The 17,000-nt window shown below is 71.9% G+C and carries 18 protein-coding genes, 1 pseudogene and 1 riboswitch; of the genes and pseudogenes, 11 read left to right on the top strand and 8 right to left on the bottom strand.

Annotated features, from left to right (window positions below; translation table 11 throughout):
- From AB0915_RS26605 to AB0915_RS26595, 3 genes are all read right to left on the bottom strand, one after another.
- On the bottom strand, nt 1–675 hold a 675-nt coding region (locus tag AB0915_RS26605; RefSeq protein WP_366693467.1), incomplete at its 3' end, for a cobalamin biosynthesis protein.
- A gap of 147 nt (nt 676–822) precedes the next feature.
- Nucleotides 823–954: riboswitch (cobalamin riboswitch) on the bottom strand.
- A 152-nt stretch (nt 955–1,106) separates the two neighbouring features.
- The gene (locus tag AB0915_RS26600) at nt 1,107–1,340 is read right to left on the bottom strand and encodes a hypothetical protein (protein WP_366693466.1); all 234 of its coding nucleotides are present in this window, start codon (nt 1,338–1,340) and stop codon (nt 1,107–1,109) included.
- A gap of 12 nt (nt 1,341–1,352) precedes the next feature.
- Nucleotides 1,353–2,642 (bottom strand): inorganic phosphate transporter, encoded by a 1,290-nt coding sequence (locus AB0915_RS26595; RefSeq protein ID WP_366693465.1) that lies wholly within the window; start codon nt 2,640–2,642, stop codon nt 1,353–1,355.
- Nucleotides 2,643–2,924: 282 nt separating this feature from the next.
- Between AB0915_RS26595 and AB0915_RS26590 the strand changes: the two genes are divergently transcribed.
- The 3 genes from AB0915_RS26590 to AB0915_RS26580 all read left to right on the top strand — a co-directional run bounded on the left by AB0915_RS26590 (nt 2,925) and on the right by AB0915_RS26580 (nt 6,336).
- Complete coding sequence (locus tag AB0915_RS26590; RefSeq protein WP_366693464.1) at nt 2,925–3,638, top strand: class II aldolase/adducin family protein; 714 nt, start codon at nt 2,925–2,927, stop codon at nt 3,636–3,638.
- Nucleotides 3,639–3,712: 74 nt separating this feature from the next.
- Nucleotides 3,713–4,840, top strand: coding sequence for a hypothetical protein (locus AB0915_RS26585; RefSeq protein ID WP_366693463.1), 1,128 nt, complete (start codon nt 3,713–3,715; stop codon nt 4,838–4,840).
- 185 nt (nt 4,841–5,025) lie between these two features.
- Nucleotides 5,026–6,336 (top strand): hypothetical protein, encoded by a 1,311-nt coding sequence (locus tag AB0915_RS26580; protein ID WP_366693469.1) that lies wholly within the window; start codon nt 5,026–5,028, stop codon nt 6,334–6,336.
- Nucleotides 6,337–6,421: 85 nt separating this feature from the next.
- Here the strand turns inward: AB0915_RS26580 and AB0915_RS26575 are convergent, their stop codons facing one another.
- Nucleotides 6,422–6,835: a VOC family protein gene (locus AB0915_RS26575; RefSeq protein ID WP_366693462.1), complete on the bottom strand. Its 414-nt coding sequence runs from the start codon at nt 6,833–6,835 to the stop codon at nt 6,422–6,424.
- Between the two features lie 88 nt (nt 6,836–6,923).
- Nucleotides 6,924–7,172: pseudogene (locus AB0915_RS26570) on the bottom strand (neutral zinc metallopeptidase); the annotation flags it as partial.
- Between the two features lie 314 nt (nt 7,173–7,486).
- Here AB0915_RS26570 and AB0915_RS26565 point away from each other — a divergent pair.
- From AB0915_RS26565 to AB0915_RS26555, 3 genes are all read left to right on the top strand, one after another.
- Nucleotides 7,487–9,085: an ABC-F family ATP-binding cassette domain-containing protein gene (locus AB0915_RS26565; RefSeq protein ID WP_366693461.1), complete on the top strand. Its 1,599-nt coding sequence runs from the start codon at nt 7,487–7,489 to the stop codon at nt 9,083–9,085.
- A gap of 361 nt (nt 9,086–9,446) precedes the next feature.
- The gene (locus tag AB0915_RS26560; protein WP_037691626.1) at nt 9,447–9,668 is read left to right on the top strand and encodes a helix-turn-helix domain-containing protein; all 222 of its coding nucleotides are present in this window, start codon (nt 9,447–9,449) and stop codon (nt 9,666–9,668) included.
- A gap of 158 nt (nt 9,669–9,826) precedes the next feature.
- The gene (locus AB0915_RS26555; protein WP_358860891.1) at nt 9,827–10,618 is read left to right on the top strand and encodes an enoyl-CoA hydratase/isomerase family protein; all 792 of its coding nucleotides are present in this window, start codon (nt 9,827–9,829) and stop codon (nt 10,616–10,618) included.
- 289 nt (nt 10,619–10,907) lie between these two features.
- Here the strand turns inward: AB0915_RS26555 and AB0915_RS26550 are convergent, their stop codons facing one another.
- Nucleotides 10,908–11,609 carry a hypothetical protein gene (locus tag AB0915_RS26550; protein ID WP_366693460.1) on the bottom strand — a complete coding sequence of 234 codons (702 nt, stop codon included), beginning with the start codon at nt 11,607–11,609 and terminating at the stop codon, nt 10,908–10,910.
- Between the two features lie 93 nt (nt 11,610–11,702).
- On the opposite strand from AB0915_RS26550, the gene AB0915_RS26545 reads away from it, so the two are divergent.
- From AB0915_RS26545 to amaP, 5 genes are read left to right on the top strand one after another with little or no spacing between them, the layout of a single operon-like run.
- Nucleotides 11,703–12,191, top strand: coding sequence for an Asp23/Gls24 family envelope stress response protein (locus tag AB0915_RS26545; protein ID WP_366135918.1), 489 nt, complete (start codon nt 11,703–11,705; stop codon nt 12,189–12,191).
- Nucleotides 12,192–12,223: 32 nt separating this feature from the next.
- Entirely contained in the window at nt 12,224–12,415 is a 192-nt protein-coding gene (locus AB0915_RS26540; RefSeq protein WP_358860894.1) for a hypothetical protein, read from the top strand.
- A 5-nt stretch (nt 12,416–12,420) separates the two neighbouring features.
- Nucleotides 12,421–12,774 (top strand): hypothetical protein, encoded by a 354-nt coding sequence (locus AB0915_RS26535; protein ID WP_366693459.1) that lies wholly within the window; start codon nt 12,421–12,423, stop codon nt 12,772–12,774.
- Entirely contained in the window at nt 12,771–13,457 is a 687-nt protein-coding gene (locus tag AB0915_RS26530) for a DUF6286 domain-containing protein (protein WP_366693458.1), read from the top strand. The genes AB0915_RS26535 and AB0915_RS26530 overlap by 4 nt, the downstream gene beginning before the upstream one ends.
- Nucleotides 13,454–14,041, top strand: a complete 588-nt coding sequence (gene amaP, locus AB0915_RS26525) for an alkaline shock response membrane anchor protein AmaP (protein WP_366693457.1) — start codon at nt 13,454–13,456, stop codon at nt 14,039–14,041. The genes AB0915_RS26530 and amaP overlap by 4 nt, the downstream gene beginning before the upstream one ends.
- 354 nt (nt 14,042–14,395) lie before the next feature.
- On the opposite strand, the gene AB0915_RS26520 is transcribed toward amaP, so the two are convergent.
- The gene (locus AB0915_RS26520) at nt 14,396–15,151 is read right to left on the bottom strand and encodes an SDR family oxidoreductase (protein WP_366693456.1); all 756 of its coding nucleotides are present in this window, start codon (nt 15,149–15,151) and stop codon (nt 14,396–14,398) included.
- A gap of 5 nt (nt 15,152–15,156) precedes the next feature.
- Nucleotides 15,157–16,956, bottom strand: coding sequence for a glycoside hydrolase family 15 protein (locus tag AB0915_RS26515; RefSeq protein WP_366693455.1), 1,800 nt, complete (start codon nt 16,954–16,956; stop codon nt 15,157–15,159).
- Between the last annotated feature and the right edge of the window lie 44 nt (nt 16,957–17,000).

Here is a 17,000-nt window from a genome sequence, read left to right as displayed (position 1 = left end):
CCGGGCGGGCGGGGGGGCCCCCCCGCACCCCCGGGCGCGCGCTGCGGTGAGCCGGGCGCCGGGCCAGCCCGCGACGTCGTCCAGGCGGGCCGAGGCCCAGCCGTAGCGCAGATGGCGGGGCGACTTGTGCCCGACCATCGCGTCGAGGGTGTTGACGGCGCGGAAGGCGACGAGTCCGGGCACGCCACCCAGCGCGCCCCACACGAGGGCACCCACCACCGCGTCCGAGGTGTTCTCGGCCACGGACTCCACGACGGCGCGCGCGATCTGCGGCCCGTCGAGGGAGTGCGGGTCGCGCCCGCACAGATAGGGGAGGCGCTCCCGGGCCAGCTCGATGTCACCGGCGGCGAGCGCGCCGCCGATGGCGCGCGCCTCGCGACCCAACGAGGTGCCGCCGACGACGGACCAGGTGGCGGCCGCGGTCAGGGCGACGGAGGCGGCGGGATGACGGCGTACGGCACGGGCGGCCAGCGCGGCTCCACCCGCAGCGCCTCCGGCGCAGACCAGGGTGTGCAGGGCGCCCCACCCGCGGTGGTCGCGCCACAGACGCCGTTCGACGCCCGCCGCGGCCCGCCCGAAGGCGGCAACCGGATGCCCCCGGCGGGGATCACCGAGCAGCAGGTCGCCGATCAGGCCGGCGGCGGCGCCGTACGCGAAGATGCGGTCGGCTCGCACGGCTCAGCCGGCCGTGCTGCCTCGAAGGACCTCGGTACAGCCGGCTCCTGGTGAGAGCGGCACAGAAACGGCGGACGCACGGCAGCCGGGCATGGCGATATGTCCTCACTCAGGGTCCGCGCCCTGGTTCGACGTGACCGGCGGCGAGAGTCTCCTGGCTCCCGGATCCGCAGTTCCCCCGGCCTTCCAGCCCGCATGCGCGGGCCGTGACTTCCGGTGTGGGGGACTGCTCCCCGGTGACAGTGGCGGGACCGCGCCGGATTCACACCGGCTTCCTCTGCTGTCGCCGTAAATGGCTCCGGCAGTCCACCACGCTCCGCGAACGCCCGTCAACCTGGCGTTGACCTGCGGCGGTGCAGTGTGCGCAGACGCACATCGGGCCGGAGACACGCGAGGTGTGTCCGGCCCGACGGGGGAGTGCGGGAAGGGGCTCAGGCGACGATCAGATAGATCCCGTACGCGACCGAGGCCGCGCAGAGCCCGAAGCAGAGGTACGCGCCCGCGCGGGCGAGCACCAGGGAGCCTCCGGTGGAGCCGCCCTGCGCGGCCGGTTCCGGCTGCTTGGAGAGGCCGACGATGCCCAGGGTGAAGAGGCCTACCAGCGCGACGGTGACGACGAGCGAGACGCCGAAGACGGTGCCGAGAGCTGCCCAGTCGATGTTCATGGTGATCTGTCCTTACACCGTGGCGGGCCGCGCCGGATCAGCGGCGACGGTTCCGGGCTGGGCCGGGATGGTGGTCTTGAGGTCCGTGGTCGTGTCCACTGCCGTGGCGACCGCGGCCGCCCCGGCGGGCGGCGGCGGGGTGACGGCCGCGATGGCGGTGGTGATGACACCCGCCGGTTCGGCGACCTCACCGGTGGGCGCGACATCGTCGTGCCCGACCGGCTTGCGCCGGGACAGCAGCCAGATCGCTCCGGAGCCCGCGACGAGCAGGACGGCGACGGCGATGACACCCCAGGTGCCCTGCTTGGTGAGGAACTCCGCGCCCGCGCCGACCAGACCCGCGGCCGGCAGGGTCAGACCCCAGGCGACGAACATCCGGGTCGCGGTGGACCAGCGGACCACACCGCCCTGGCGACCCAGACCCGCACCCATCACGGCGCCGGAGCAGGACTGGGTGGTGGAGAGGGAGAAGCCGAGGTGCGAGGAGGCCAGGATGACCGTGGCCGCGCTGGTCTGGGCGGCGAAGCCCTGCGGCGGCTTGAGCTCGGTGAGGCCGCTGCCCATCGTGCGGATGATGCGCCAGCCGCCCAGGTAGGTGCCGAGTGCGATGGCCAGACCGGCGGAGACGATGACCCAGACCGGCGGGTTCGAGCCGGGGGACAGGACGCCCCCGGTGACCAGGGCCAGGGTGATGACGCCCATGGTCTTCTGCGCGTCGTTGGTGCCGTGGGCGAGCGAGACCAGTCCGGCCGAGGCGATCTGGCCGGCCCGGTAGCCCTTGGCAGTGGCCTTCTCCTGGGCCTCGTTACGGTTCCCGCCGCCGATCCGGTACGTCAGCCTGGTCGCCAGCAGCGCGGCGACACCCGCGACGACCGGGGCGGCGACCGCGGGAAGCAGCACCTTGGTGACGACGGTTCCGCCGTTGACCGAGGACCAGCCCGCCGACATCACCGCTGCGCCGATCAGGCCGCCGAAGAGTGCGTGGGACGAGCTGGACGGCAGGCCGACCAGCCAGGTGAGCAGATTCCACAGAATGGCGCCGACGAGGGCCGCGAAGATGACTTCTGTCCGCAGTCCGTCCTCGTTGATGATCCCGCCGGAGATCGTTTTGGCGACCTCCACGGACAGGAAGGCGCCGACGAGGTTGAGAGCGGCGGACATGGCCACCGCTGTCTTGGGTTTGAGGGCACCGGTCGAGATGGTGGTCGCCATCGCGTTCGCGGTGTCATGGAAACCGTTCGTGAAATCGAACACTAGAGCTGTCACGATCACAATCGCGAGGAGCAGCGTGATGTGTTCCATTTACCCAGGCAATCGTTCGACGTCATTGGCACGTGGAACGTAGGCAACCTGGGTGAACGGAAGGTGAACTGAGCGGGGCCTCGTGGTGACTCCAAACGGAGTTGAGTCACTCCTTTTGTCGGGGCACCGACAGCCGGTGGGGGGCGCAGTGCCTGTCGTGGCCGGATTTCGCCCCTAACGCCTCGCTTCGCGCCCTGTGAATCGAGGCCCGGAAACCTCCGAAAAGAGATGTGGGTCACCCGACGCCTCCTACCGTGCCGACCTCGCTGACAGGATTCCCCCATGACTGAGCATCACAAGGGCGCACGCAGCGGACATAACGGGCACAACGGGCACGGTGCGAATGGCGCACGCGACGCGATCGAGCGGGCCTGGAACGGTGTCGTCGCCACTGCCCGCAGGACCGCTGCGGAGGGCCTGGTGGTCGGCACCTCGGGCAATGTGTCGGCGCGGGTCGGCGACCTCGTCCTGGTCACCCCGAGCGGTGTGCCGTACGACCGGCTGGGTCCCGGCGACACCGTGGCCGTCGACCTCCACGGCAACCAGGTGCTCGGCGCCCTCGCCCCGACCAGCGAACTCCCGCTCCACCTGGCGGTCTACCGCAACACCGACGCCGCCGCCGTCGTGCACACCCACGCCGTGCACGCCACGGCCGTCTCCACCCTCGTCCCCGAGGTCCCGCTGGTGCACTACGCCGCCGCCATGCTCGGCGGCCCCGTCCGCACCGCGGCCTACGCGCGCTACGGGACACAGGAGCTGGCCGAGCACATGCTGGCCGCCCTGCGCGACCGCACGGGCTGTCTGCTCCGCAACCACGGAACCGTCACCTACGGATCCACCCTCGACCAGGCCTACGACCGCACCGCCCAGCTGGAATGGATGTGCAGGCTCTGGCTCACCGCGAGCTCCGTACCCGGCCACACCCCGTCCCTGCTCTCCCTCGCTCAGCTGCGCGACGTGCAGGACGCCCTGAAGGGGTACGGACAACCCGGCTGACCTGGAGCCCCGGCGAGCCATCGGACGGCCCCTGTCCACTGGCAGGGCGCGGCACACCCCCCGACACTGAAGCAGTGCGCCCGGCAACAGCGGCGGCAGCAGCCGTCACCACCATCCTCGGCGTCGGCGCGGCAGCGGTCGTGGCCGGCCGGTACGCCAGCGGCGCCGCCCTGAGGGTGCCGTCCGGACGTCCGCTCCCCGCCGACCGGAAGCTCACCGTGCACGCCACGGCGGCCGGGCAGGTCACACTGACCCGCTCCTTCGCCGCGCTCCGGCCCGGTATGTACGGACTGGTGGGTGACGGCGTCCAGGCCGTCGTCGGCCCGGTGGTCGAGCAGGCGCCGCACGCCCCCGACGCCGTCGTACGCAGACTGGAACGCGTCAACGACGGCAGCCTGGAACCCGGCGCCCAGGTCCGGATCACCCCCGCGCTGTACAGCGGCGACCCCGGCACGGCCCTCGGCCTCGACCACGAGGACGTCGAGATCCCCGGTGAGCTCGGCATCCTGCCCGCCTGGTTCGTGCCCGGCCCCCGGGACACCTGGGTCATCACCGTGCACGGCCTCGGCACCACCCGCGAACACCCCATGAACATCATGGAGTTCCTGCACGGGCTGCGGCTGCCGGTCCTCGGCCTGGCCTACCGCGGCGACCCCGGAGCCCCGCGTTCCCCGGACGGACTCGCCCACCTCGGTGAGTCCGAATGGCGCGACCTGGACGCGGCCGTCCGCTTCGCCGTGCGGTACGGTGCCGAGAAGGTCGTCCTGCACGGCTGGTCCACCGGCGCCTCCATGGCCCTGCACGCGGCCGTCAACTCTGCGCTCCGCACGCGGATCTGCGGCCTCGTCCTGGACTCCCCGGTGCTCGACTGGGCCACCACCCTGCGCGCCCTGGCCACCGCCCGCGGCGTCCCGTCCCCGCTGCTGCCGCTCGCGCTGCGCGCCGCGCAGGGCCAGACCGGTCTGCGTGGCTCCCGGCTCCTCGACGCCTCCCTCCCGCAGGCCCTGCACGCCCCGACGCTGATCTTCCACGGCCCCGCCGACACCCTGGCCCCCTGGCAGCCGAGCCGGGAGCTTGCCGAGCGCCGTCCCGACCTGGTCGCCCTGCATCCCGTACCGCAGGCTCCGCATGCGGCGATGTGGAATGCCGATCCGGCCCGCTACGAAGAGGCTCTGCGGCGCTTCCTCACGCCGCTGATGTGAGCTGATGGGAGGGATCGGCCGGTTGGTGCCGTCCGGGCCCGCAGCCCCCTTCCGCCGCGAATCCGGGTTCCGTTTGGGCTTTCGGGCCGTCAGGGGCAAGACTGCTCCCCGTGACGTCCCGTACCCCGCGCGACTCCAGGCTGCGACTTGTCCGCCCGCGACCCCTTGCCACCGCCCGCAAGGCCGTGACCACCCGGCGCACCAGGCCGGTTCCCCGCCCGCCCGAGGGCACCCCGCCCCGTGCCGAACTGGCCCGCCAGGCCAGGGCCGCGCTCGCCGACGCCGTACGGATCGCCCGCTGGGCCGCCGACGGCGCGAGCCCCGGCACGGCCCCGCTCGCCGCCCACGCTCTCGAACGGGCTGCGACCGCACTGGAATTGTCCCCGGCGCAGGTCCGCTCCGGCTGGGACCGGGCCCGCCTGGCCGGCCTCGTCGAACTCCACGGCGAGACCGCGCGCCCCGGCTGGCGGCTGCGCGCCTGGGACCGCGACGACTCCGCCGTGCTCCGTGGCTGGGTGGCGCTCTTCGACGCCTGGTCGCTCGTCCACCCGGCGCCCGAGGACATCGAGTCCACCGCGGTCGCCGAAGCCGTCGAGGCCGTACCGCAGGTGCTCTCCCTCCTACAGCTCTCGGCGGGCCCGGTCACCGTGCCCGCCCTCCTCGACCTCCTCGGCCAGCGCGTCGCCGAACTCCACGAGGAGCGCTGCGAGGTGCCGTACGGACCCGAGGCGCCGGCCGAGTCGGCGGGAGCCGCTCTCACCGCGCACCCCGCCGCCCTGGTCGCGCTGCTCCTCGACTGGGCACTGGAGGGACTGGCCGCCGTCGGCGCACTCACGCTCGGCGCCGGTCATGCCACCCTCACCCCGCTCGGCAACTGGGCGGTCTGGGTCAAGCTGGAACAGATCTGCGTCGCCGCCCAGAGCCCGGCCGGGAACATCGAGCAGTCCGCCGCCGACATGCTGCTCGGCTGTGCCCGGCTCACCCCCGGACCGGCTCGCGCCGAATACCGCGCATGGCTGGCCGCCCGTCCCGTCGGCAGCGCCGTCGCCGAACTGCTCGCCGTTGCCCGCGGCGAGGACGCGCTGCTGCGCGGACTCGCCTTCGAGGCACTCCGGGTCGTCGGAGCCCCCGCCGAGCCGGTGGTGCGCTCCGTCGTCGCCGACCCACCGCTGCGCCCGTACGCGCTGCTCTGGCTGGCCGAGTACGACGGAGCCGACCCGGAGGACGCCCAGGAGCTCCTCAGCCGCGAGGAAGCCACCTGGCTCTGGGTCGACACCGCGGCGGCCGTCGCCGACCACGGCGAGACGGCGCTGCTGGTCCGTCATCTCGACTCCGCCGTCCAGGGCACGGTCCCGGCGCTGCTGGACGAGGTCCGGGCCGTCGGCCACCCGCGCACCGTTCAGGTGCTGGTGGCGCTGGCCGCCGCGCATCCGGACCCCGCGCTGGCCAAGGCCGTCCGCCGGGCCGCCTTCCAGGTGCACACCGGCGGCGCGTAGGACGTGTGCCGAAAAGTCCCGCCCACCAGGCGGCGTCCGGCACGCACGAGGAATCAGGGGGGAGCGCCCGGGGGCGCGGACGCGGTCAGTCCGCGGACCCCGGGGCGTACGTCCCGAAGCTCCACACATTGCCCTCCGCGTCACGCGCCGTGTAGTCGCGCGACCCGTAGTCCTGATCCGTGGGCGGCATCAGGATCTCCACCCCGTACTCCACGGCCCGCGCATGGTGCGCATCGACCTCGTCCACCACGACGTACACCCCGCTCGGTCCCGCATCCGTCATCGCCTTGGCGAAGATCCCCCCGCGCCCTTTGGAGCCCAGCATCACCCTGCCGTTGCCCCAGGACAGCTCCGCGTGCAGCACCGTGCCGTTCTCACCCTCGTACACCGCTTCCTCGGTGAACCCCAGCCCCTCCGTCAGCGTCCTGATCGCGGCCTTCGCGTCGCTGTACAGAATCGTCGGATAGATCGTCGGAACCCCGGCCGGTGCGCCCGCCATGGCGCTCACCTCTCTTCACTCTCCATTGTGATATCCGTCTCAGTATTCCGCCCGTCACCGGCAGCGGCGGACCGGCCGCGCAGGCGGCTCACCGGAAGGTGTTGCAGTGGGCCACGTCGCCGCTGCGGAAACCGATGGTGAACCACTGCTGTCGCTGCGCCGCCGAGCCGTGCGTCCAGGACTGAGGCGTGACCCTGCCCTGGAACTTCCCCTGGATCCGGTCGTCGCCCACCACGGCGGCGGCCGCGTCGAGTCCGTCCCGGATGTCCGCCTGCGTCAGGGAGGTGATCAGCGGCCGCCCGGTCGACTTGTCCGGTGTGGTCGTTGCGCGGTGCGCCCCAGATCGGCGTCGTCGAGCTGCATGGGGTCACCACTCTCCGGTCCGGCCACGGCCGCCTCACCGCACTGTGCCGAGTATCGGATAGTTCACTCCGTTATGCCTGCTCTGGTTACCGGATGGAGTCAGGGTGGCGGCGCCGGAGGACGTGCCGGGCGAGTGATCGGCAAATGCCGTAGGAGCATGCGGAAAAGCAGTTGCACACCGCCAGTAGAATGGCCCCTATGGCAATTCTCCTTGTGCATGAGTAGCGGCGTCGAGTCGAGACTCTGAAGTCGTCCCGTCCGCCGTCCAATCCGCCCTGGAGTTTTTCCGTGATCACCGCTTCCGGTATCGAGCTGCGTGCCGGCGCCCGCATCCTCATCGAGTCCGCCAACTTCCGTATCGCCAAGGGTGACCGCATCGGCCTCGTCGGCCGCAACGGAGCGGGCAAGACCACTCTCACCAAGTGCCTCGCCGGCGAGGGCGCACCGGCCGGGGGCACCATCACCCGCTCCGGTGAGGTCGGCTACCTCCCGCAGGACCCGCGCACCGGTGATCTCGACGTCCTCGCCCGCGACCGCATCCTGTCCGCCCGTGGTCTCGACGAGATCCTGCGCAAGATGCGTGAGAACGAGGACCGGATGGCGAACGGCAAGGGCGCCACCCGCGAGAAGGCGATGAAGAAGTACGAGCGGCTGGAGACGGAGTTCCTCACCAAGGGCGGTTACGCCGCCGAGGCCGAGGCCGCCACCATCGCCGCCGCGCTCAGCCTGCCCGACCGGGTGCTCGGACAGCCGCTCCACACGCTCTCCGGCGGTCAGCGCCGCCGCGTCGAGCTGGCCCGCATCCTGTTCTCGGACGCCGACACCCTGCTCCTCGACGAGCCGACGAACCACCTCGACGCCGACTCCATCGTCTGGCTGCGCGACTACCTGAAGAACTACCGCGGGGGCTTCGTCGTGATCTCCCACGATGTCGACCTCGTCGAGACGGTCGTCAACAAGGTCTTCTACCTCGACGCCAACCGCTCGCAGATCGACATCTACAACATGGGCTGGAAGCTCTACCAGCAGCAGCGCGAGGCCGACGAGAAGCGCCGCAAGCGTGAGCGCCAGAACGCCGAGAAGAAGGCGGCCGCGCTCAACTCGCAGGCCGACAAGATGCGCGCCAAGGCGACCAAGACCGTCGCCGCGCAGAACATGGCCAAGCGCGCCGAGCGGCTGCTCTCCGGCCTGGAAGCGGTCCGGGTCTCCGACAAGGTCGCCAAGCTGCGCTTCCCCGAGCCCTCGCCGTGCGGCAAGACCCCTCTGATGGCGGAGGGACTGTCCAAGTCCTACGGTTCGCTCGAAATCTTCACCGACGTGGACCTCGCCATCGACAAGGGCTCCCGCGTCGTCATCCTCGGCCTCAACGGTGCGGGCAAGACCACCCTGCTCCGACTCCTCGGCGGTGCCGAGAAGCCCGACACCGGCCAGGTCATCGAGGGCCACGGGCTCAAGCTCGGCTACTACGCCCAGGAGCACGAGACCCTCGACCCGGAGCGCACGGTCCTGGAGAACATGCGCTCCGCCGCCCCGGATCTCGACCTCGTCGAGGTCCGCAAGACGCTGGGCTCGTTCCTCTTCTCCGGCGACGACGTCGACAAGCCGGCCGGCGTGCTCTCCGGTGGTGAGAAGACCCGTCTGGCGCTCGCGACCCTGGTGGTCTCCTCCGCCAATGTGCTGCTCCTCGACGAGCCGACGAACAACCTCGACCCGGCCAGCCGCGAGGAGATCCTCGGCGCGCTGCGCACGTACAAGGGCGCGGTCGTCCTCGTCACGCACGACGAGGGCGCGGTCGAGGCGCTCCAGCCGGAGCGGATCATCCTGCTGCCGGACGGCGTCGAGGACCTGTGGGGTGCGGACTACCGGGACCTGGTCGCCCTGGCCTGATTCCCGCGGCCCGGGTGGTTTCCCTGCCCGCTGCCGGCTGATCCACTCCGACTGGATCATTCGGCCTACGCGTGATCCATCATCTGCGTGAGGACCTCTCGTACCTCGGCGCGGCGCCCGGCAGATACCTGCCGGGCGCACCCATGTGGGGCCGATTCCGCTCATACGGCCCTGACCTGGCTCTTCGTCTCAACTCCGCGCCGGACTGCCCTCGAAGCCCGGCAGAATGCGAGATTCCGCTCGTGAAGACGCATTCCTGGGGTGCGAAACCGGTTGTACGGACCTTGCCGAATGGGTGGCCAGGAAGCCCGCGAGGGGTGATCATGAGAATCCAGAGCGCACTTCCCCTGAGGAGGCACGGGTGGCCGAGACTCTGAAGAAGGGCAGCCGGGTGACCGGCACCGCGCGCGACAAGCTCGCGGCAGACCTGAAGAAGAAGTACGACTCCGGTGCGAGCATCCGGGCGTTGGCCGAAGAGACCGGCCGCTCCTACGGATTCGTCCACCGGATGCTCAGCGAGTCCGGAGTCACGCTGCGGGGACGCGGCGGAGCGACACGGGGCAAGAAGGCTGCCACGGCCTGACGGCTCAGGCCGTGTCGGGACACGTCGCAGGACGGACATGCCCCGAGGGCTCACCGGTTTCGGGCGGTGGCCACCCGGTCGACCATATGGCCGACCGGGTGGTTACTGTTCAGTCACTTAGCTCGACATGCTGACTGCACCCGACCCGGAGGCGCCCCATGACCTCGTTCGACTCTGTGCTCGACCAGGACGGCGTACGACTCACCGTCGATGACGCGGTTGCCACGGTGACCCTCACCAATCCGGCCAAGCGCAACGCTCAGTCCCCCGCTCTGTGGCGGGCGTTGACAGAGGCCGGACGGGCGCTGCCCGGCAGCGTGCGGGTCGTCGTGCTCCGTGGTGAGGGCAAGTCCTTCTCCGCGGGGCTCGACCGGCAGGCGTTCAGCCCCGAGGGGTTCGACGGCGAGCCGTCCTTCCTCGACCTGGCGCGCGGCAAGGAGTCCGAACTCGACGCGACCATCGCCGAGTACCAGGAGGCGTTCACCTGGTGGCGCCGCAACGACATCGTGTCGGTTGCGGCGGTTCAGGGGCATGCGATCGGCGCCGGCTTCCAACTCGCCCTCGCCTGCGATCTGCGGATCGTCGCCGAGGACGTGCAGTTCGCCATGCGTGAGACCAGTCTCGGTCTGGTCCCCGACCTCACCGGCACGCACCCCTTGGTGCACCTGGTCGGATATGCCCGCGCGCTCGAAATCTGCGCCACCGGCCGCTTCGTCCACGCGGAGGAGGCCGAGCGCACCGGTCTCGCCAACCTCGTGGTCCCCGCCGACGAGCTCGACGCGGCGACCCGTGAACTGTCCGCGGCGCTGCTGGCGGCCCCGCGTGACGCCGTCGTCGAGACCAAGGCGCTGCTGAGCGGCGCGGTCTCGCGCACGTACGAGGACCAGCGCACCGCCGAGCGTGCGGCCCAGGGCCGCCGTCTCCGCGACCTCGCGGGTCTCACGGACTGACGGCCTCCCCCGCGACAGGGAGTGGGCTCGCGACGCCCTGCGACTCCGTCCTCCGCCTTGCCGTCGAAGCCGCACGACGCCGCTCGCTGACCCACTCCCCATCGCGGGGGAGGCCGTGAGGTCATGGCACCGGGCGTCCCCCAGCGGGAGCCGCCCGGTCACTCCGTGTGCGCCGCGGTGCCGATGGCCGGGCCGCTCCGCGGTGGCGGCGATTCAGGGGCACTTCGTCCGCCCCATGGCCGTGGCGATTCCGGTGGCTCCGCGTCCACCACCGCGGCGGCCGGTCGGTTCATCCCGCGTCCACCACCGAGGTGACCAGCACAGTCACCGGTGGATGTCCGTCCACGGCGTCCGCCACCGCCGTTCGGACCGCCCGCGCCACATCGAGCGCCCGGTGGTTCGCGTCCGTCGCCAGCTCGACCCGCACATGGTCCGCGGCCGTGTGCACCGCGCTGCCCAGCACACGGGTCAGCGTCGCGACACCGGGGACCGCGGCCGCCGCCGTCCCCGCCGTGCCCTCCGGCTCCGCCCCGCGCACCGCGGCAGGCTTTGGGGCCGTCCGGTCGGGGACCGTGTCCAGCAGCTCCGTCACCTGTAGATCCACCTCGCCGACCACCAGGCCGAGCCGTTGCACGGCCGCCGTCAGCAGGACCGAGCGCAGGGCGGCCGCGGCGGCGGGCAGCGGCCGGTCGGCCGTCGCCGACATCGTCGCCTCGATCCGCAGCGGCCCGGGCGGCAGCGCGCTCGGCGGCGACGGCAGCGCCGGGTCCGGGGCCGCGTCCGGGTCCGCCACGGTGATCCGTACGTGGCCGAGCACCGGGCCGGTTTCCGATGCGCCGACCGAGCGCCGCAGCACCGAGATCACGGCCCGCTCCGCGATCCACGCACCGTCCGCCGGACCACCCAGGGGGAGCAGTCTGCCCAGGCCGAGCCTCTGCCGTACCGCCGCCGTCCACCCGTCGGCCCTGTGCGGGCTGTCAGCCGTCGTCATTGCCCCAGCCTGCCGCATCCACGGCGCGAGACGGGGCAAGCGCACTTAGTGTGGGCAACGAAGTCCAACCCTGCCCCGAAGGGAAGAGTGGCGATGACCGACACCCCGCAGCGGAACCGGCCCGAGAACCCCGACAGCGCGACGGGGGACGACGCCAGGAAGAGTCCGCTGACCAAGCGCGGCGGAGGAGATCCCGCTACCCGCGGCCGTACCACCATCGCGGACGGTGTGGTCGAGAAGATCGCCGGTATGGCGGCGCGCGACGTGGTCGGTGTCCACGCGATGGGCAGCGGACTGTCCCGTACCTTCGGCGCGGTGCGCGACCGGGTCCCCGGCGGCGGCAAATCGGTCACCCGCGGCGTCAAGGCGGAGGTCGGCGAGTCGCAGACCGCCCTCGACCTGGAGGTCGTCGTCGACTACGGAGTGTCGATCGCCGATGTCGCCCGTGACGTACGGGAGAACGTCATCGCGGCGGTCGAGCGGATGACGGGCCTCGAGGTCGTCGAGGTCAATATCGCGGTCAGCGATGTGAAGCTGCCCGATGAGGAGGAAGAGGACCGTTCCGAGCCACGTCTCCAGTAGGCCTCCCACCCGAGGCAGTTGAGGAGCGCACGATGAGCATGGCTGTGGTCGGCATGGTGGCCGGCATGGCGCTCGCATTCGCCGGGTACTTCGGCGGATTCGGGGCCTTTCTGCTTGTCGCCGCATTGGGCGCGATCGGCTACGTCGCCGGTCGCTTCCTGGACGGCGATCTGGAACCCGGCGACTTCTTCCGGAGTCGCGAGCGCGGCGACCGACGGCGGTGATGGCGGTGTCGGGGGTGCTCGGCCGGGTCCCTGCCTCGGAACGGGGCGAGACCCGGATCGCCGACCGGGTCGTCGCGAAGATCGTCGCACAGGCGGCGAAGGAGGCTGTCGTCGAGCCGCCGCGGGAGGGTGCCTCGCCGCGCGCCACGGTCACGGTGCACCGTGACACAGCCCGGGTACGGGTCAGTCTGGAGCTCGGATACCCCACCGACATCGGCCGCCAGTGCGGTGCTGTGCGTCGGCACGTCATCGAACGGGTAAAGGCGTTGGCGGGGATGGAGGTGCCCGAAGTGGCCGTACAGGTCGAGCGTCTGCACCCCGCGGGAGCGAGCGCCGCGACACAGGGGAGGATCCGATGACCGAGCCCCAGGAGCCGGAGAACAGCACGCGGCGCCCGCCCACCGGCGACCCCGTGGAACGCGGAGGCGGACTGGCTCTCGACCAGTCCGCCTCCGCCGCGGCGTACGACCCGGCGCCGGTGAAGGAGCACAGCGGCGGCAGCGCCGGCCGCTTCTGGTCCGCGCGCCGCATCCCGGCCGGGCTCCTCGCGCTGGTGATCCTCGGCGGATCCGGCCTGCTGCTGTACGACGTGGCGGCGGTACGGGCCCATCACCCGGCCATGCACTGGCGCCGCGCCCTCGCCGACGAACTGGCGGAGCGGCCGTTGGACAATGTGTGGGCGGTGACCGGTGCCGCGCTCGCGATGGCGATCGGTGTGTGGCTGATCGTGCTCGCTGCCACGCCCGGTCTGCGCGACGTGCTGCCGATGCGCCGCGACCGTCCGGGGGTACGGGCCGGGCTCGACCGGACCGCCGCCGCCCTGGTCCTGCGCGACCGGGCCGTGGAGGTGTCCGGTGTGCAGTCGGTGCGGGTCCGGATGGGGCGCGCCAAGGTCGCGGTCCGTGCCGTGTCGCACTTCCGCGAACTCGACGACGTGCGGGCCGACCTGGACACCGTGCTGGGCGCGGGGATCGAGGAACTGGGCCTGGCGAAGCCGCCGAGCCTGTCCGTGTATGTCCGCCGTCCGGCGAAGAAGGGGTGACCGCGGTGCTCAGGACCGTCAACCGGGTACTGCTCGCACTGGCCGGGCTGGTGCTGATCTGCGGCGGCGGCGCGGTGCTCGCCGCCGGGCTCGGCCTTTCCGTGCCGTCCTGGTGGCCGTGGCACGGCAGGACCGATGTGCTGCTCAGCAGGGCCGACCGGGACCGCTGGCGTGCGGACGGCTGGTGGTGGCCGACCGTCCTCGTGGTCCTCGCGATCCTCGTCGTCCTCGCGTTGTGGTGGTTCCTCGCCCAGCTCCGCCGCGCCCGCCTCGCCGAGGTGCTGGTCGACAGCGGCGACGGCGAGGGGGCGCTGCTGCGCGGCCGGGCCCTGGAGGGCGTGCTCGCCGCGGAGGCGGGGACGCTGGACGGGGTGGCCCGCGCCCAGGTGATGCTGGTCGGCCGGCGCAGCACGCCGCAGGCGCGGATCCGGCTGCTGATGGAACCGCACGCGGCACCCGGCGAGGCTCTCGGCCGCCTCACGGACGAGGCCCTGGCTCACGCGAGGGACTCGGCGGGCCTGGCGGAACTGCCGGCGGAAGTGCGGCTTAGGGCCGTCAAGCACCGTGCGGAGCGGGTGAGTTGAGGGCGGGGACGTACGGCAGCGGCAGAATCGAGCCTGACGAGGGGGCCCTCCCCTGCACTCCTGGCACGGGGAGGCCGAGGACAAGAACGGCCGCCGTACGGCCCCTGTACCTCCGGTCCCGCTTACGGCCCCCCGCGATAAGGAGTGGGCTCCCGACGCCCTGCGACTGCTCCCCCAAGCTCTCGGCTTCGCTCGAGCAGGGAGGGGTCCCCTTCGGCGTTGTCGTCAGTCACCGACTCCCCCATAGCCCGAAAGGCATGGGGGGACCCCCTTCGCGTCGACTCCGTCCTCCGCCTTGCCATCGAAGCCGCATGACGCCGCTCGCCGATCCACTCCCTGTCGCGGGGGAGGCCGTTAGAACCCGTGCCGCGACCCGCCGTCCACCGGCACCATGATCCCCGTCAGATACGACGCCGCGGGCGACAGCAGGAACGCCGCCGTCCGCCCGAACTCCTCCGGCGTACCGTACCGGCGCAACGGAATCCGCGCCTCGGCCGCCGTACGCGAAGCCTCCGCATCGCCGGACAGCGCGTCCAGCTCCCGCACCCGGTTCGTGTCGATCCGGGACGGCAGCACGCCCACCACACGGATGCCCCGTGGGCCGAGCTCGTCGGCCAGGGACTTGGCGAACCCGGCAAGGCCCGGACGCAGACCGTTCGAAATGGTCAGCCCGGCGATCGGCTCGTGGACCGAGCCGGAGAGCACGAAGCCGATGACCCCGCCCTCGCCGAGCGCCGCGGCCGCCGTGCGCGCCAGCCGTACCGCGCCCAGGAACACCGAGTCGAACGCCGACTGCCACTGCTCGTCCGTGTTGTCGGCGACGAAACCGGGTGCAGGCCCGCCGACGCTGATCAGGATGCCGTCGAGCCGCCCGAACCGCTCATGGGCGGCGTCCACCAGACGCTGCGCCGCGCCGGGCTCCCCGTTGTCGGCGGCCACGCCGACCACGTCCGGTCCCAGTTCGGCGGCGGCCGCCTCGGCCCGCTTCCCGTCCCGACCGGAGATGATCACCTTCGCGCCGTCCGCCGCCAGCTCCCGCGCGGTGGCATGGCCAAGCCCCCGGGTCGCGCCGGTCACGATGTACACACGGTCCTTCAGCCCAAGATCCATGGGCCCTATCCTGCCGCGTCGGCTTCCAGCATGTCGCACCCGGCCAGGGCAACGGCGGTGCCCACCAGCCCGATGTGGCTGAACGCCTGCGGGAAGTTGCCCAGTTGCCGCCGTGCCACGGTGTCGTACTCCTCGGCGAGCAGCCCGACATCGTTGCGCAGCGCGAGGAGCCGCTCGAAGAGTTCCGTGGCTTCCTCGGCGCGCCCGGTCAGGCGCAACGCGTCCGCCAGCCAGAACGAGCACGCCAGGAACGCCCCTTCGCCGCCCGGCAGCCCGTCGATCGAGCCGCCTTCCGTGCTGTAGCGGCGGACCAGCCCGTCGCTGCCCAGCTCGGCCCGGACCGCGTCGACCGTTCCGACGATCCGCGGATCGTCCGGCGGCAGGAAGCCGGTCCGGGCGATCAGCAGCGTCGCGGCGTCCAGCTCCCGGGAGCCGTACGACTGCGTGAAGGTGTTCCGCACCGGGTCGTACCCCTTCTCGCACACCTCCCGGTGCACGGCGTCCCGCATCGCCCGCCACCGGTCGGCGTCCCCGGCCAGCGACGGGTTGGCCTCCAGGGTGCGCACCGCGCGGTCGGCGGCGACCCAGGCCATCACCTTCGAGTGCACGAAGTGGCGGCGCTGGCCGCGGATCTCCCACAGCCCCTCGTCCGGCTCGCGCCAGGTGGACTCCAGGAAGCCGAGCAGGCTGAGCTGCAAGCTCCAGGCGTGCGGTTGGTCGGCCATGCCCGCCTCACGCGCCAGTCGGAGCGAGTCGATGACCTCTCCGTACACATCGAGCTGCCGCTGCCGGACCGCCGCGTTGCCGATCCGGACCGGGCTGGAGTTCCCGTATCCGGGCAGCCACGGCAGCTCCGCCTCGGGCAGCCGTCGTTCGCCCGACAGGCCGTACATGATCTGCAGGTCGGCCGGGTCCCCGGCGACGGCGCGCAGCAGCCAGTCCCGCCAGGCGGCGGCCTCCTCCACATAGCCGGCCGAGATCAGCGCGTTGAGCGCCAGGGTGGAGTCCCGCAGCCAGCAGAAGCGGTAGTCCCAGTTCCGTATGCCGCCGATCTCCTCCGGCAGCGAGGTGGTGGGGGCCGCCACGATGCCGCCGGTCGGAGCGAAGGTGAGCGCCTTGAGGGTGATCAGCGAGCGGATCACGGCCTCCCGGTACGGGCCCCGGTACTTGCAGCGGGCCGACCACTCGGCCCAGTCGGACAGGGTGTTCTTCAGCGCCTCGTGCGGATCGACGAGATCGGGGCGCGGCGAGTGCGAGGGATGCCAGGTCAGTACGAACGCCACCTGCTCGCCCGTGGAGACGGTGAACGACGAGCGGGTGGAGAACTCCTGGCCCCACGTCTTGACCGGCGGCTCGCTGCGCAGCCAGACCGAGTCGGGTCCGGCGACCGCCACCCGGTGACCCTGCGAGCGGCGCACCCACGGCACGATGGAGCCGAAGTCGAAGCGCAGCCGGATCACGGAGGCCATGTCGACGGTGCCGCTGACCCCTTCGACGATCCGCATGACATCGGGCTCACGGTCGCGCTGCGGCATGAAGTCGATGACCTTGACGGTGCCGGTGCGGGTCTCCCAGAACGTCTCCAGGACGAGGGAGTCGCCCGCGTAGCCGCGCCGGGTGCAGGTGTCCGCGCCTTTCGGGGCGATGCGCCAGTGGCCGTTGTCCTCGTCGCCGAGCAGGGCGGCGAAACAGGCGCCCGAGTCGAAGCGGGGCAGACAGAGCCAGTCCACAGAACCGTTCCTGCCGACCAGGGCGGCTGTCTGCAGATCGCCGATGAGGGCGTAGTCCTCGATGCGTGGGGTCACGTTCTGGCGTGTTCCCGCACCGGGGCCCCGCTAAGCAGCCGATG

This window comes from Streptomyces sp. NPDC048411 (assembly GCF_040704695.1).
Lineage (GTDB): Bacteria > Actinomycetota > Actinomycetes > Streptomycetales > Streptomycetaceae > Streptomyces.
Note: the sequence above shows the minus strand (reverse complement) of the source record. Positions and strands in the feature narration are given on the sequence as shown.